Source organism: Rhizobium sp. 10N414 (genome assembly GCF_056394785.1).
This window is the reverse complement of sequence record NZ_JBFTIN010000073.1, coordinates 1-14918: the sequence shown is the minus strand read 5'-3', so window position 1 is coordinate 14918 and position 14918 is coordinate 1. Positions and strand designations below refer to the sequence as shown.

At 59.2% G+C, this 14918-nt stretch carries 11 protein-coding genes and 1 tRNA gene; all 12 read right to left on the bottom strand.

Annotation, left to right across the window (positions count from 1 at the left end; genetic code table 11):
* On the bottom strand, positions 1-458 hold a 458-nt coding region (locus AC1DE4_RS31000; protein WP_477884673.1), incomplete at its 3' end, for a reverse transcriptase domain-containing protein.
* A gap of 740 nt (positions 459-1198) precedes the next feature.
* Positions 1199-5410, bottom strand: coding sequence for a DNA-directed RNA polymerase subunit beta' (rpoC, locus tag AC1DE4_RS30995; protein WP_477884672.1), 4212 nt, complete (start codon positions 5408-5410; stop codon positions 1199-1201).
* Positions 5411-5596: 186 nt separating this feature from the next.
* The gene (rpoB, locus tag AC1DE4_RS30990) at positions 5597-9733 is read right to left on the bottom strand and encodes a DNA-directed RNA polymerase subunit beta (RefSeq protein WP_018860303.1); all 4137 of its coding nucleotides are present in this window, start codon (positions 9731-9733) and stop codon (positions 5597-5599) included.
* Between the two features lie 256 nt (positions 9734-9989).
* The gene (rplL, locus tag AC1DE4_RS30985; RefSeq protein WP_018860302.1) at positions 9990-10370 is read right to left on the bottom strand and encodes a 50S ribosomal protein L7/L12; all 381 of its coding nucleotides are present in this window, start codon (positions 10368-10370) and stop codon (positions 9990-9992) included.
* Between the two features lie 58 nt (positions 10371-10428).
* Positions 10429-10947, bottom strand: coding sequence for a 50S ribosomal protein L10 (rplJ, locus tag AC1DE4_RS30980; protein WP_016553543.1), 519 nt, complete (start codon positions 10945-10947; stop codon positions 10429-10431).
* A gap of 332 nt (positions 10948-11279) precedes the next feature.
* Positions 11280-11972: a 50S ribosomal protein L1 gene (gene rplA, locus AC1DE4_RS30975; protein WP_018860301.1), complete on the bottom strand. Its 693-nt coding sequence runs from the start codon at positions 11970-11972 to the stop codon at positions 11280-11282.
* 4 nt (positions 11973-11976) lie between these two features.
* Positions 11977-12408 carry a 50S ribosomal protein L11 gene (gene rplK / locus AC1DE4_RS30970; RefSeq protein WP_007531592.1) on the bottom strand — a complete coding sequence of 144 codons (432 nt, stop codon included), beginning with the start codon at positions 12406-12408 and terminating at the stop codon, positions 11977-11979.
* A 140-nt stretch (positions 12409-12548) separates the two neighbouring features.
* Positions 12549-13079 carry a transcription termination/antitermination protein NusG gene (nusG, locus tag AC1DE4_RS30965; RefSeq protein WP_018860300.1) on the bottom strand — a complete coding sequence of 177 codons (531 nt, stop codon included), beginning with the start codon at positions 13077-13079 and terminating at the stop codon, positions 12549-12551.
* Between the two features lie 17 nt (positions 13080-13096).
* Positions 13097-13297 (bottom strand): preprotein translocase subunit SecE, encoded by a 201-nt coding sequence (gene secE, locus AC1DE4_RS30960; RefSeq protein ID WP_477884671.1) that lies wholly within the window; start codon positions 13295-13297, stop codon positions 13097-13099.
* Between the two features lie 189 nt (positions 13298-13486).
* A tRNA-Trp gene (locus tag AC1DE4_RS30955) sits at positions 13487-13562 on the bottom strand.
* Positions 13563-13701: 139 nt separating this feature from the next.
* A complete protein-coding gene (locus tag AC1DE4_RS30950) occupies positions 13702-14595 on the bottom strand; it encodes an NAD-dependent epimerase/dehydratase family protein (RefSeq protein WP_018860298.1) in 894 nt (297 codons plus the stop codon).
* A 174-nt stretch (positions 14596-14769) separates the two neighbouring features.
* Positions 14770-14918 (bottom strand): EF-Tu C-terminal domain-related protein (locus AC1DE4_RS30945; protein ID WP_477816249.1); only part of this gene is annotated, 149 nt, incomplete at its 5' end.

Here is a 14918-nt window from a genome sequence, read left to right as displayed (position 1 = left end):
TCGGCAACCCGTCTCTTGACCACCCGCCCTGGTGCTTTGAAGAAAGCATAGCCGAGGAATTTGCGGCCGAAGACGGTGGCAACGGCGCTCTTGGTCTCSTTCACCTTAAGGCGAAGTCGGCCATAGAGACGCCGCAGCAGAGCCATCACCCGCTCGCCCGCCCGCTGTGATCGCACGTAGACGTTACAGTCGTCGGCATAGCGGCAGAAGGCATGGCCCCGCTGTTCAAGTTCCTTGTCCACCTCATCCAGCAACACATTGGCCAGAAGTGGCGACAGCGGCCCACCCTGCGGCGTGCCTCGGGTCCGCTTGAGGACCACACCCCCATCAACAATGTCGGCGTTCAGATAGGCCCGTACCAAGCGGATCACGCCGGGATCGGGGATTTTCTTGCGCAGACGGTCGATCAGGATGTCATGGTCAACCCGGTCGAAGAATTTCTCCAGGTCAACGTCCACGACAACCCGCCGTCCGGACTGCACGAACGATTGCGCCGCCAGGACGGCATCGTGGGACGGAAGCCGTAGCTGTGCTGACTAAAAGTCGGATCAAGAATAGGCTGGAGGACTTGCAGGAGCGCCTGTTGGATCAGACGGTCCAGCACCGTGGGGATGCCAAGCTCGCGCTCGCCGCCCCCTGGCTTCGGGATCATCACCCGACGCACCGGCTGTGGCCGGTACGTCCCCTCCCGCAGGCTGTCGCGGATGGCAGGCCAAGAGATGCGTAGCATTGCGGCCGTCTGGTCAATGTCCAGACCGTCCGCGCCCGCCGCGCCTTTGTTGGCCCGCACCTGCTTCCACGCCCGCAGAAGGTTCTCTCGCCGCAGGGCCACCTCAAGCAGCCCCGCGCCTTTGTCGTTCCCAATCCTCGGCGGGGGCTCGGCTTCGTCGCGACCGGAGCTCCGGCGGGCTTCCGGATTTACGCCACCGCCCATTGGTCACAAGAGCTTCGCGGTTTGTTGCCCGCTCGCCCTGGTCGGCATCGCCTCATATCCGGTTCTTGTCCATCGGCCCGCAGGTTCGATCCACGCTTCCTCCCCACGGTTGGTCACCCTGCCGCAGTTGCGCTTCACTTCGCTCGATGTGACCAGCTTACCGTGGGACTTCCACCCACAAGAATGCGCCCATGCTGGGCGCACAACAAAAAGCCGCCCGGATCGCTCCGGGCGGCTTCTCAATTCTTGAGACCAAGCTGCCGATTATTCGGCAGCCGGTGCGCTCTCGCCTGCGAGATCCTGCAGCATCGGCGTGGCGACATCGGCGCCCGTGCCCTTGCGGCGTTCCTCGAGGATCAACTCGTCGCGCGAGGTCGCGATGCGACGGATCTGGGTCATCGTGCCACCGGTACCGGCGGGGATCAGACGACCGACGATGACGTTTTCCTTCAGACCCTGCAGACCGTCGGTCTTGCCGGCGATTGCAGCTTCCGTCAGCACCTTCGTCGTTTCCTGGAAGGACGCGGCGGAGATGAACGACGGGGTCTGCAGCGACGCCTTGGTGATACCCAGCAGAACCGGATCGCCATAAGCAGGCTTCTTGCCCTGTTCGATCAGCGCATCGTTGACGTCTTCGAGCTCGATACGGTCGACGTTGTCGCCGACGATGTAAGTCGAGTCGCCTGCATCGGTGATTTCCACCTTCTGCAGCATCTGACGGACAATCACTTCGATGTGCTTGTCGTTGATGACAACGCCCTGCAAGCGATAGACTTCCTGGATTTCGTTGACCAGGTACGAAGCGAGTGCTTCGACGCCCTTGATCGCCAGGATGTCGTGCGGAGCGGGGTTACCGTCGAGGATGTAGTCACCCTTCTCGATGTAGTCGCCTTCCTGAAGGTGGAAGGGCTTGCCCTTCGGGATCAGGTATTCGACAGGCTCGACACCGTCTTCCGCCGGCTCGATGATGACGCGACGCTTATTCTTGTAGTCGCGGCCGAGGCGGATCGTACCATCGATCTCAGCGATGATGGCGTGGTCCTTTGGACGACGAGCTTCGAACAGTTCGGCAACGCGCGGCAGACCGCCGGTGATGTCCTTGGTCTTGGCGCTTTCGAGCGGCGAACGTGCAAGCACGTCACCCTGAGACACCTTCTGACCCGGCTCGACCGACAGGATCGCGTCGACCGAGAGCAGGAAGCGGGCGTCACCACCACGGGACAGCTTCATGACATTGCCGCTGGCATCCTTGATGACGATTGCCGGCTTGAGGTCCGAACCACGCGGGGTCGAACGCCAGTCGATAACCTGACGTTTTGTGATGCCAGTGGATTCGTCGGTCGCTTCGAGAACCGAGAGACCGTCGACGACGTCTTCGAACTGAACGGTACCGGCCACTTCCGTCATCATCGGACGGGTGTAGGGGTCCCACTCTGCCAGACGCTGACCGCGCTTGACCTTGTCGCCATCGTCGACATGCAGCTTCGAACCATAGGCGACGCGCTGCGAGGAGCGCTCGACACCACGCTCGTCCAGGATCTGGACGGTCATATTACGGCCCATGGCAACGAGGTTGCCATCCGAGTTGCGCAGCAGGTTGCGGTTCTTGATCTGAACCGTACCTTCGTACGAGGCTTCCAGGAACGACTGGTCAACCACGGTTGCCGTGCCACCAAGGTGGAACGTACGCATGGTGAGCTGCGTGCCCGGCTCGCCGATCGACTGAGCAGCGATAACACCGACTGCTTCACCCATGTTGACCGGGGTACCGCGTGCAAGGTCACGACCGTAGCAGACCGAGCAGACGCCCGTCTGGATTTCGCAGGTCAGTGCCGAACGGATACGGATCGACTGGATACCAGCCTTCTCGATCTCGATGACATCGGGCTCGAGGATCATCTTGCCGGCATCGACGATACGCTCGCCAGTGACCGGATGATCGATATCATCAAGGGCGGTACGGCCGAGGATACGAGCACCGAGCGACGCAACGACCTGACCGGCATCAACGATGGCGGTCATGGTCAGGCCCTTGTCGGTGCCGCAATCGACCGAGTTGACGATGCAATCCTGGGCGACGTCGACGAGACGACGGGTCAGGTAACCGGAGTTCGCGGTCTTCAAGGCGGTGTCTGCCAGACCCTTACGGGCGCCGTGCGTCGAGTTGAAGTACTCGTTGACGGTCAGGCCTTCCTTGAAGTTCGACGTGATCGGCGTTTCGATGATTTCGCCCGACGGCTTGGCCATGAGGCCGCGCATGCCGCCCAGCTGACGCATCTGGTTCGGAGAACCACGAGCGCCCGAGTGGGACATCATATAGATGGCGTTCATTGGCTTCTGACGACCGGTGTTCGGATCGAATTCGACGGCCTTAATGCGGGCCATCATGTCTTCGGCAACCTTTTCGGTGGCCTTGCCCCAGGCGTCGACAACCTTGTTGTACTTTTCGCCCTGCGTGATCAGACCGTCATTGTACTGCTGCTCGTATTCCTTCACCAGGTTTTCGGTGTCGGCAACGATCTTCGCCTTGGTTTCCGGAATGACCATGTCATCCTTGCCGAACGAAATGCCGGCGCGGCAGGCATGGGTGAAGCCGAGCTGCATGATGCGGTCGCAGAAAATGACCGTGTCCTTCTGGCCGCAATGGCGGTAGACCGCGTCGATCATCTTGGAGATGTTCTTCTTGGTCATTTCCTGGTTGCAGACGTCGAAGGTCACCTTGCCGTTCTTCGGCAGGAGTTCGCCGATGAGCAAGCGGCCCGGAGTCGTTTCATAGATCTTCGAGTACGGCTTGCCGTCCTCGTCGACCGACTTGAAGCGGCCGCGGATCTTGGTGTGCAGCGTCACGACCTTGTTTTCGAGCGCGTGATGCAGCTCGCCGAGGTCGGAGAAGGCCATGCCTTCGCCCGGCTCGTTCTGGTTCATGATCGAGAGGTAGTACAGGCCGAGAACCATGTCCTGCGACGGAACGATGATCGGTGCACCGTTTGCAGGGTGCAGGATGTTGTTCGTCGACATCATCAGAACGCGGGCTTCGAGCTGGGCTTCAAGCGACAGCGGCACGTGAACAGCCATCTGGTCACCGTCGAAGTCGGCGTTGAATGCCGTGCAGACGAGCGGGTGCAGCTGGATGGCCTTGCCTTCGACCAGCGTGGGTTCGAAGGCCTGGATTCCCAGGCGGTGCAGCGTCGGTGCGCGGTTCAGGAGAACCGGATGCTCGCGGATGACCTCGTCGAGGATATCCCAAACCTCAGGCTTTTCCTTTTCAACCAGCTTCTTGGCCTGCTTGACGGTCGAGGAGTAACCCTTGGCGTCGAGGCGGGCATAGATGAACGGCTTGAACAGCTCGAGCGCCATCTTCTTCGGAAGACCGCACTGGTGCAGCTTCAGTTCCGGACCGGTCACGATGACCGAGCGGCCGGAATAGTCGACGCGCTTGCCGAGCAGGTTCTGGCGGAAGCGGCCCTGCTTGCCCTTGAGCATGTCGGACAGCGACTTCAGCGGACGCTTATTGGCGCCGGTGATGACGCGGCCACGGCGGCCGTTGTCGAACAGCGCGTCCACAGATTCCTGCAGCATGCGCTTTTCGTTGCGGATGATGATGCCCGGAGCGCGCAGTTCGATCAGGCGCTTCAGACGGTTGTTACGGTTGATGACGCGGCGGTACAGATCGTTCAGGTCCGACGTCGCGAAACGGCCGCCGTCGAGCGGAACGAGCGGACGCAGATCCGGCGGGATCACCGGAACGACCTTCATGATCATCCATTCCGGGCGGTTGCCGGATTCCATGAAGTTCTCGACGATCTTCAAGCGCTTCATCAGCTTCTTCTGCTTGAGGTCCGACGTGGTGTCGGCAAGCTCGGAGCGCAGATCGCCAGCGATCTTCTCAAGGTTCATCGATGCCAGCATCTCGTAGATGGCTTCAGCACCGATCATGGCCGTGAACTGGTCTTCGCCGTATTCGTCAACGGCGAGCATGTACTCTTCTTCCGTCAGGAGCTGGTGCTCCTTGAGCGCGGTCAGGCCCGGCTCGGTGACGATGTAGTGTTCGAAGTAGAGAACGCGCTCGACATCCTTCAGCGTCATGTCGAGCAGCGTAGAAATGCGGCTCGGCAGCGACTTCAGGAACCAGATGTGGGCAACGGGAGCGGCGAGCTCGATATGGCCCATGCGCTCACGGCGAACGCGCGACAGCGTGACTTCAACGCCGCACTTTTCGCAGATGATGCCCTTGTACTTCATGCGCTTGTACTTACCGCAAAGGCACTCGTAGTCCTTGATCGGTCCGAAGATGCGCGCGCAGAAGAGACCGTCGCGTTCCGGCTTGARSGTGCGGTAGTTGATGGTTTCSGGCTTCTTGAYCTCRCCGTARGACCAGGAAAGAATCTTCTCCGGAGAAGCAATCGAAATCCGGATGGAATCGAAGTTCTGTGCAGGCACCTGCGGATTGAAAAGATTCATGACCTCTTGGTTCATGCCTGTCTCCTTCATGGGCGGATGCGCCCTTATCTTGCATGGACGGCGGCAAATCCCGGGAGCCGCGCCAACGCTCAAAACGACAATAACCGCAGAATGCGGCGAAATCGTCCCTGCCCGGCCGACACGTAAGGGGCCAGAGCGGGAACGGTGTGCGCTGCGTTACAGCGCACACCCTATCGGTGGTTACTCGGCAGCGTCCGGCAACTGGCTGGCCTGCTGCTCCTCGACCTTCGAATTCTCGAGTTCGACGGAGAGACCAAGCGAGCGCATTTCCTTGACGAGAACGTTGAAGCTTTCCGGAATACCGGCTTCGAACGTATCGTCGCCACGGACGATGGCTTCGTAGACCTTGGTACGGCCGGCAACGTCGTCCGACTTGACCGTGAGCATTTCCTGCAGCGTGTAGGCTGCACCGTATGCTTCCAGAGCCCAGACTTCCATTTCGCCGAAGCGCTGACCGCCGAACTGCGCCTTGCCGCCCAGCGGCTGCTGGGTAACGAGCGAGTAAGGACCGATCGAACGAGCGTGGATCTTGTCGTCGACCAGGTGGTTCAGCTTGATCATGTACATGTAGCCGACGGTGACCTTGCGGTCGAAGGGCTCGCCGGTACGGCCGTCGTACAGAACCGACTGACCGGACTCGTGCAGACCTGCCTTCTTCAGCATCGAGGCAACGTCAGGCTCATGCGCACCGTCGAAGACCGGCGTTGCGATGGAGACGCCCCTGCGGGACTGTTCAGCCAGCTTGACGAGCGATGCATCGTCAAAGTTGGCGACTTCGTCCTTGGCCTGCGACGCGTAGACTTCCGTCAGTTCCGTCTTCAGGTCGGTGATGTCCATCGTCTTGCGGTATTCGTCTAGCAGTTCGCCGATCTTCTTACCCATGCCGGCGCAAGCCCAGGCAAGGTGGGTTTCGAGGATCTGCCCGACGTTCATGCGCGAAGGCACACCCAGCGGGTTCAAGCAGATGTCGACATGCGTACCGTCTTCGAGGAACGGCATGTCCTCGACAGGCACAATGCGCGAGACGACGCCCTTGTTGCCGTGACGGCCGGCCATCTTGTCGCCCGGCTGGATCTTGCGCTTAACAGCAACGAAGACCTTGACCATCTTCATGACGCCGGGAGGCATTTCGTCGCCGCGCTGAACCTTCTCGACCTTGTCCATGAAGCGCTGTTCGAGGCGCGACTTGGATTCGTCGTACTGGCCGCGGAGAGCTTCGAGTTCGCCCTGGACCTTCTCGTCCTCGACAGCGAACATCCACCACTGCGAGCGAGGATATTCCGAGACGACGGCGTTCGAAAGCTCGGTGCCCTTTTTGAAGCCCTTCGGGCCGGCGATTGCGACCTGGCCGCGCAGCATGTCGACCAGACGGCCGTAGACGTTACGATCGAGGATCGCCTGCTCGTCGTCGCGGTCCTTTGCAAGACGCTCGATCTCTTCGCGCTCGATCGCCATCGCGCGCTCGTCCTTTTCGACGCCGTGGCGGTTGAAGACGCGCACTTCGACGATCGTCCCGTAGGTGCCGGGCGGCATACGCATGGACGTATCGCGAACGTCGGAAGCCTTTTCACCGAAGATGGCGCGCAGAAGCTTTTCTTCCGGCGTCATCGGGCTCTCACCCTTCGGCGTGATCTTGCCGACGAGAATGTCACCGGGCTGAACTTCGGCGCCGATATAGACGATGCCGGCTTCGTCCAGGTTCTTCAGCGCTTCTTCCGAGACGTTCGGAATGTCGCGCGTGATTTCTTCCGGACCAAGCTTGGTGTCACGCGCCATCACTTCGAATTCTTCGATGTGGATGGAGGTGAACACGTCGTCAGCAACGATCCGCTCGGACATTAGGATCGAGTCTTCGTAGTTGTAACCGTTCCACGGCATGAACGCGACGAGCGCGTTACGGCCGAGAGCAAGGTCGCCCAGGTCCGTCGACGGACCGTCGGCGAGGATGTCGCCGCGGTTGACAACGTCACCCACGGTGACCAGCGGACGCTGGTTGACGCAGGTGTTCTGGTTCGAACGCTGGAACTTCTGCAGGCGGTAGATATCGACACCGGACTTGCCAGCTTCGAGGTCTTCCGTCGCACGGATAACGATACGCGTCGCGTCGACCTGGTCGACCACGCCGCCGCGACGGGCGCCGATAGCAGCACCGGAGTCGCGAGCGACGACCGGCTCCATGCCGGTGCCGACGAACGGAGCTTCAGCACGCAGCAGCGGAACGGCCTGACGCTGCATGTTCGAGCCCATGAGAGCGCGGTTGGCGTCGTCGTTTTCCAGGAACGGGATGAGAGCCGCTGCGACCGAAACAACCTGCTTCGGCGAAACGTCCATCAGGTTCATGCTGTCGCGCGGAGCGAGCATAACTTCGCCAGCATGACGGCAGACGACGAATTCGTCGGTGAAGGAACCATCGGCGCCAAGCTCGGCGTTTGCCTGTGCAACGTAGTACTTCGCTTCTTCCATGGCGGAGAGGTAAAGAACGTCGTTCGTCACCTTGCCATCAACGATGCGGCGGTACGGGCTTTCGATGAAGCCATACTTATTGACGCGGGCGAAGGTCGCAAGCGAGTTGATCAGACCGATGTTCGGGCCTTCGGGCGTTTCGATCGGGCAAATGCGGCCGTAGTGGGTCGGATGAACGTCGCGGACTTCAAAGCCTGCGCGCTCGCGCGTCAGACCACCCGGGCCAAGAGCCGATAGACGACGCTTGTGGGTGATTTCCGAAAGCGGGTTCACTTGGTCCATGAACTGCGACAGCTGCGAGGAACCGAAGAATTCGCGAACGGCAGCAGCTGCCGGCTTCGCGTTGATCAGGTCCTGCGGCATGACCGTGTCGATTTCGATCGAGGACATACGTTCCTTGATCGCGCGCTCCATACGGAGCAGGCCGAGACGGTACTGGTTTTCCATCAATTCGCCGACAGAGCGAACACGACGGTTGCCTAGGTTGTCGATGTCGTCGATTTCGCCCTTGCCGTCGCGCAGTTCGACCAACATCTTGACCACGGCCAGGATGTCGTCCTTGCGCAGGATGCGGACGGTGTCTTCGACGTCGAGGTCGAGACGCATGTTCATCTTGACGCGGCCAACGGCGGAGAGGTCGTAGCGCTCCGCATCGAAGAACAGCGAGTTGAACATGGCTTCAGCCGAGTCCATTGTCGGCGGTTCACCCGGACGCATGACGCGGTAGATGTCGAACAGAGCGTCCTGGCGGTTCTCGTTCTTGTCCGCCGTCAGCGTGTTGCGGATATAGGCGCCGACGTTGATATGGTCGATGCCGAGAACCGGGATCTCGTCGAAACCGTTCTGGAGAATGATCGGAAGGGTCTTCTCATCGATCTCGTCGCCGGCCTCGAGGTAGATTTCACCTGTCGAGTAGTTGACGATGTCCTCGGCGAGGTAGTTGCCGTACAGATCTTCGTCGGTCGCCTTCAGAGCCTTGAGGCCCTTGTCAGCGAGCTGACGGAGCAGACGCGGAGTCAGCTTTTTGCCGGCTTCGACAACGACTTCACCGGTGTCGGCGTCAACCATTTCGGTGATTGCCTTGGCACCCTTGAGGGTCTCCGGCGTAAACGGAATACGCCAGCCCTTGCCGTCGCGCTGATAGTCGGACTTCGTGTAGAAGGTCGACAGGATCTCTTCGCCGTCCATGCCGAGCGCCATAAGCAGCGAGGTCACGGGGATCTTGCGGCGACGATCGATACGGGCATAGACGATGTCCTTGGCGTCGAACTCGATGTCGAGCCAGGAACCGCGGTACGGGATCACGCGGGCAGCGAAAAGCAGCTTGCCGGAAGAATGGCTCTTGCCCTTGTCGTGATCGAAGAAGACGCCCGGCGAACGGTGCATCTGGGACACGATAACGCGCTCGGTGCCGTTGACGATGAACGTACCGTTGTTGGTCATGAGCGGCATGTCGCCCATGTAGACCGACTGCTCCTTGATGTCCTTGATGGACTTCGCACCCGTATCTTCGTCGATATCGAACACGATCAGACGGAGAGTGACCTTCAGCGGCGCGGCGTAGGTCAGGTCGCGCTGACGGCATTCATCGACGTCGAACTTTGGCGGTTCGAATTCATAAGACACGAATTCCAGCATGGAAGCGCCGGAGAAATCCGTGATCGGGAAAACGGACTTGAAGACAGCCTGAAGGCCTTCGTCAGGGCGACCGCCCTTGGGCTCTTCAACCATCAGGAATTGATCATACGATGCCTTTTGAACCTCGATGAGGTTCGGCATTTCTGTGACTTCGGGGATCTTACCGAAAAACTTGCGTACGCGCCTACGACCATTGAACGAAAGGGTCTGAGCCATCGTCGCTCCTTCAAAATTGCATCCGGGCCTGCAACGGACGGGAACCGATGGCCAGTCGACCCCGTCAATCATGAGTAGTTCAATCTCGTCTCACTTCCCGAAATGCGAGGCCGGATTGCCTTCGCGTCTCGGTTCGAGACCATCCTCTTGAAGAACCCATTACCCAAAAGCCGTTTTCACGCGGCTTTTGGGTAATTCGTTCAACGAAACGACAAATGGGAGGCGGGAAATCCCACCCCCCAGATGTAGTTCAAGATTACTTAACGTCGACCTTAGCGCCGGCGTCTTCAAGCTTCTTCTTGATGTCGGCAGCTTCAGCCTTGGAAACGGCTTCCTTGACAGCCTTCGGAGCGCCTTCGACGAGGTCCTTGGCTTCCTTGAGGCCGAGGCCGGTGATGCCACGAACTTCCTTGATGACGTTGATCTTGTTAGCGCCGGCATCCGTGAGGATGACGTCGAACTCGGTCTTTTCTTCTTCAGCAGCAGCAGCAGCGCCTGCACCGCCAGCAACAGCAGCAACAGCTACCGGAGCAGCAGCGGAAACGCCCCACTTTTCTTCGAGAAGCTTGGACAGTTCTGCAGCTTCCAGAACGGTCAGCGAGGAGAGGTCGTCTACGATCTTTGCGAGATCAGCCATGTTATCAGTTCCTTTTGTTCGGTTCGAACCGGTTGTTTATAAACAGCAAAAAACCGCCTTATGCGGCTTCGTCCTTCTTGGCGTAAGCCGAAAACACGCGAGCAAGCTGGCTTGCCGGTGCTGCAACAACGCCTGCGATGCGGGTAGCCGGAGTCTGGATCATGCCCAGCAGCTTCGCGCGCAGTTCGTCCAACGACGGCAGGGTCGCAAGCGACTTGACTGCATCAGCGTTGAGCGTCGTTGTTCCCATGGCGCCGCCCAAAACAACGATCTTATCGTTGGTCTTGGCGAAATCCACGACGACTTTCGGAGCGGTGATCGGGTCATTGCTGTAAGCAATGAGCGTCTGACCGGTGAAGAGACCAGAGATCCCTTCCGCTTCCGTACCCTGAAGGGCGATTTTGGCCAGGCGGTTCTTCGCGACTTTGACGGTACCGCCAGCTGCGCGCATCTTGGAACGGAAGTCGTTCATCTGCGCGACTGTAGCACCAGCATAGTGGGCCACGACAACCGAGCCCGAAGCCTTGAAGACTTCGTTCAGTTCCGTGACGAATTCGCGTTTTTCCGCTCTTTCCACTGCCTATCTCCAGTTGGCAGGACCTTTTTGACGGGCCCCACCGGGTTGCCTTTTGCCTCCTGGGATCAGAAGCGATCCCAAGCGACGCTTGAGGATCCTGTCCCCTCGCGCTTCGCGCCAAAGAAAGGCCGAAGGCACAAGGCATCCAAGGCTCGAACCAAATTCCTAGAAGCAGAACTTCATGCAATTCGGGTCTTACCCGTCTCATGCAGGCCAAGTGATTAAGGGAAAACCACCTGCAATCTCGGACAGGATTCCGGATTTCTCCGGAATACTCCGGCCCCTTTCGAGGCCGGAATTCTTTAGCCGGGCCGAAGCCCAGCGAAACTTACTTAAGCGGCCGTAACAGACGACGGGTCGATCTTGACGCCCGGGCCCATAGTCGAAGAGATCGCTACGCGCTTGACATAGTTGCCCTTCGCGCCAGCCGGCTTCGCCTTGATGACAGCGTCAGCGAAGGCACGGATGTTTTCTTCCAGAGCCTTGGCATCGAAGGATGCCTTGCCAACGCCAGCGTGAACGATACCAGCCTTTTCGACGCGGAACTCGACAGCGCCGCCCTTGGATGCCTTGACAGCACCGGCAACGTCCATCGTAACGGTACCAACCTTCGGGTTCGGCATCATACCACGCGGGCCGAGAACCTTACCGAGGCGGCCGACGAGCGGCATCATGTCCGGGGTCGCGATGCAGCGATCGAAATCGATCTTGCCGCCCTGGACGATTTCGACGAGCTCTTCAGCACCCACGACATCTGCGCCAGCAGCCTTGGCTTCGTCAGCCTTGGCGCCGCGAGCAAAGACAGCAACGCGAACGTCGCGGCCCGTGCCGTTCGGCAGGTTGACAACGCCGCGGACCATCTGGTCTGCGTGACGCGGATCAACGCCGAGGTTCATGGCGACTTCGATGGTTTCATCGAACTTCGCGACCGCGCGCTCCTTGACCATGCCAATGGCGAGAGTCAGAGCGTAGAGCTTCGTGGGATCAACACCTTCGTTGATCTTCTTCGTGCGCTTGCCAGCCATGGTCTTATCCTACCACTTCCAGGCCCATGGCGCGGGCAGAGCCCTCGATCATCGCCATTGCACCTTCGATATCCGCTGCGTTGAGATCCTTCATCTTGGCTTCGGCGATCGACTTGATCTGAGCCTTGGTGAGCTTTCCTGCGGTCGCGCCCTTGCCAGGCGTCTTCGAACCGGACTGGATCTTCGCTTCCTTCTTGAGGAAGTAGCTGACGGGCGGCTGCTTCATCGCGAAGGTGAAAGACTTGTCCTGGTAATAGGTAATGACGACCGGGATCGGCATACCCTTTTCCATTTCCTGCGTAGCGGCGTTGAACGCCTTGCAGAATTCCATGATGTTAATGCCACGCTGACCAAGCGCCGGGCCGATTGGCGGGGACGGGTTTGCCGATCCTGCCTTGACCTGAAGCTTGAGCTGGCCTGCAACTTTCTTAGCCATATCTCTCTGCCTTTCATTGATGGCCGGTTACCCGACCAAGATGCCGGATCACTCCGGCGGCTGCGGTTGCGTGGTTCGGATCCCGGGCCCGGCTAAGACCCCTCACCTTCCACGCGGTTCGCGGCTTGCGCCGCGGACGATCAGACCTTTTCGACCTGAGCGTATTCCAGTTCGACCGGTGTAGCGCGGCCGAAGATCGACACTTCCACCTTCAGGCGCGAACGCTCTTCGTCCACATCCTGGACCGTGCCATTGAACGAAGCGAACGGACCGTCGGAAACGCGGACCTGCTCGCCAATCTCGAAGGTAACAGATGCCTTCGGCCGCTCCACACCCTCCTGGACTTGACCGAGAATGCGCTCGGCTTCGGAATCCGGAATCGGAACGGGCTTGTTGTCGGAGCCGAGGAAGCCAGTGACCTTCGGCGTATTCTTGATCAGGTGGTAGGCCTCATCGGTCAGATCCGCACGAACCATGACATAGCCCGGGAAGAACTTTCGCTCGCTGTCGACCTTGCGACCGCGACGAACCTCAACCACCTTTTCGGTCGGGACGAGAATCTTTTCGAACAGGTGCTCGAGGCCCTTCTGACGAGCCTTATTCTCGATGTCTTCCGCGACCTTCTTCTCAAAATTAGAATATGCGTGGACGATATACCAACGTGCCGCCATGTTATATCTCCACCCGATCAGCTGCCAACGTTGAGCACAAAGCTCAGAACCCAGCCAATAAGCTGGTCCGCGGCAAAAAAGAACAGCGCGGCAAAGACCACCATTACAAGCACCATGACCGTGGAGATCATCGTCTCGCGGCGCGACGGCCAGGTAACTTTCAACGTCTCGGAGCGAACCTGCTGTAGAAACGCAAACGGATTAGTTTTGGATGCCATCGACTGCCCACGCAATTACGGCGCGTAAAGCTGAACATATCAGCCCCACGCACCGCGTGTCTGTTGAACCCTACATAAACATCGATTCCCAATTGCACAAGAGGGAAACCGAAGTTTAACGAACTTAGCCATACGTCGCCTTTCCGGCCGAACTGCTGCGAGATGTCCGCGCAACTCGTTCAAGAAAGATGGCAGGGGCAGAGGGGCTCGAACCCACGACCTGCGGTTTTGGAGACCGCCGCTCTACCAACTGAGCTATACCCCTTTACGCTTTACATTCAGCTTCTTGACCGGACCGGCCGCGAAGCGCAACTGCAAGCATGGCGCTCCTTTAAGGCGGCGGCGCAGGATTGGCAAGTGCGTTTTTCTATTTTTCCAATCCCGCGTCGCGGAAACGCCTGCGATCAGACTTTCACATATTTCCGCCAGTCGTGCTCTTCCTTGAAACCAAGCACTTCGCGGATCTTGCGGTTGGAGAGCAGGCCCTCGTATTCGCCGATTTCGCGTGTGAACGGCACATTCGGATAGAATCGCCTGGCGAGTTCCTTCGACGGCGTGTTGGCCGAGACGGTGTCGTTCGCGGCGTTGAAGACCTGGAAGCCCAAACCGTCCTTCTCGGTGCAGAGGTGGCAGATCTGCCCGAGGTCGCGGGCGTCGATATAGCTCCAGGCGATGCGCTTGCGCATTTCGGGGTTGGCGAAATAGGTCGGAAACCTCTCGTACTCATGCGGCTCGATGACATTGCCGATGCGCAGCGCGTAGATGTCGAAACCCGAGCGTTCGGCAAAGGCACGCGCTGTCTTCTCGTTCACGACCTTGGAGAGACCGTAAGAATCCATCGGGTTGACGTCATAGTCTTCCTCCAGCGGAAACTGATGGAAGTCGCGATGGCCCTCCGCAAAGCAGACCCCATAGGTTGTCTCGCTGGAGGCAACGATGATCTTGCGGATGCCGAGCTTCACCGCGGCCTCGATGACATTGTAGGTGCCCATCGTGTTGATGCGGAACGTTTCGTTGTCGGGCTTGATGAGAATGCGCGGGATTGCCGCGAAATGCACCACGGCGTCGAAGGGTTGGACGCCCCTGCCCGCATCGAGGTCGGGAAAGTCGCGGTGCATCGAAAGCGCGTTGAAGATCTGGCCGCTGTCGGTGATATCGGCAATCAGGTTGGTCACGCCGGGGCTATCAAGCGGCACCAGATCGACGTTGTGAACCTCGTAGCCGGCGTTGACGAGCCACGGCACCGCATGGCGCCCCGCCTTGCCCGAACCACCTGTGAAGAGAATGCGCTTTTTCATCATGTCCTCCCTTATGAAATCGGAGGGATAGATAAAGGCTTTGCGTTCAAGCGCAAGGCCACTACCCGGCTTTGCGTTGTCACCAGACAGTGATACCTAATTCAAATGACAGATACAGAAAGGGGCCCCGCTGTTTCCATCGGAGCCCCTTCTTAGATCCGGATAAACCGAAGCTTACTCGACGATCGAGGCGACGATGCCGGCGCCGACGGTACGGCCGCCTTCGCGGATAGCGAAGCGCAGCTTTTCTTCCATCGCGATCGGAACGATCAGCTCGACGTCTACAGTGACGTTGTCGCCAGGCATGACCATTTCCGTGCCTT

What these genes read in the sequence shown, in the direction of transcription:
- nusG (WP_018860300.1), bottom strand. Translation starts at nt 13,079, where the DNA reads ATGGCGGCACGTTGGTATATCGTCCACGCATATTCTAATTTTGAGAAG.
- AC1DE4_RS30950 (WP_018860298.1), bottom strand. Translation starts at nt 14,595, where the DNA reads ATGAAAAAGCGCATTCTCTTCACAGGTGGTTCGGGCAAGGCGGGGCGC.
- rplL (WP_018860302.1), bottom strand. Translation starts at nt 10,370, where the DNA reads ATGGCTGATCTCGCAAAGATCGTAGACGACCTCTCCTCGCTGACCGTT.
- rpoB (WP_018860303.1), bottom strand. Translation starts at nt 9,733, where the DNA reads ATGGCTCAGACCCTTTCGTTCAATGGTCGTAGGCGCGTACGCAAGTTT.
- rplA (WP_018860301.1), bottom strand. Translation starts at nt 11,972, where the DNA reads ATGGCTGGCAAGCGCACGAAGAAGATCAACGAAGGTGTTGATCCCACG.
- secE (WP_477884671.1), bottom strand. Translation starts at nt 13,297, where the DNA reads ATGGCATCCAAAACTAATCCGTTTGCGTTTCTACAGCAGGTTCGCTCC.
- rplK (WP_007531592.1), bottom strand. Translation starts at nt 12,408, where the DNA reads ATGGCTAAGAAAGTTGCAGGCCAGCTCAAGCTTCAGGTCAAGGCAGGA.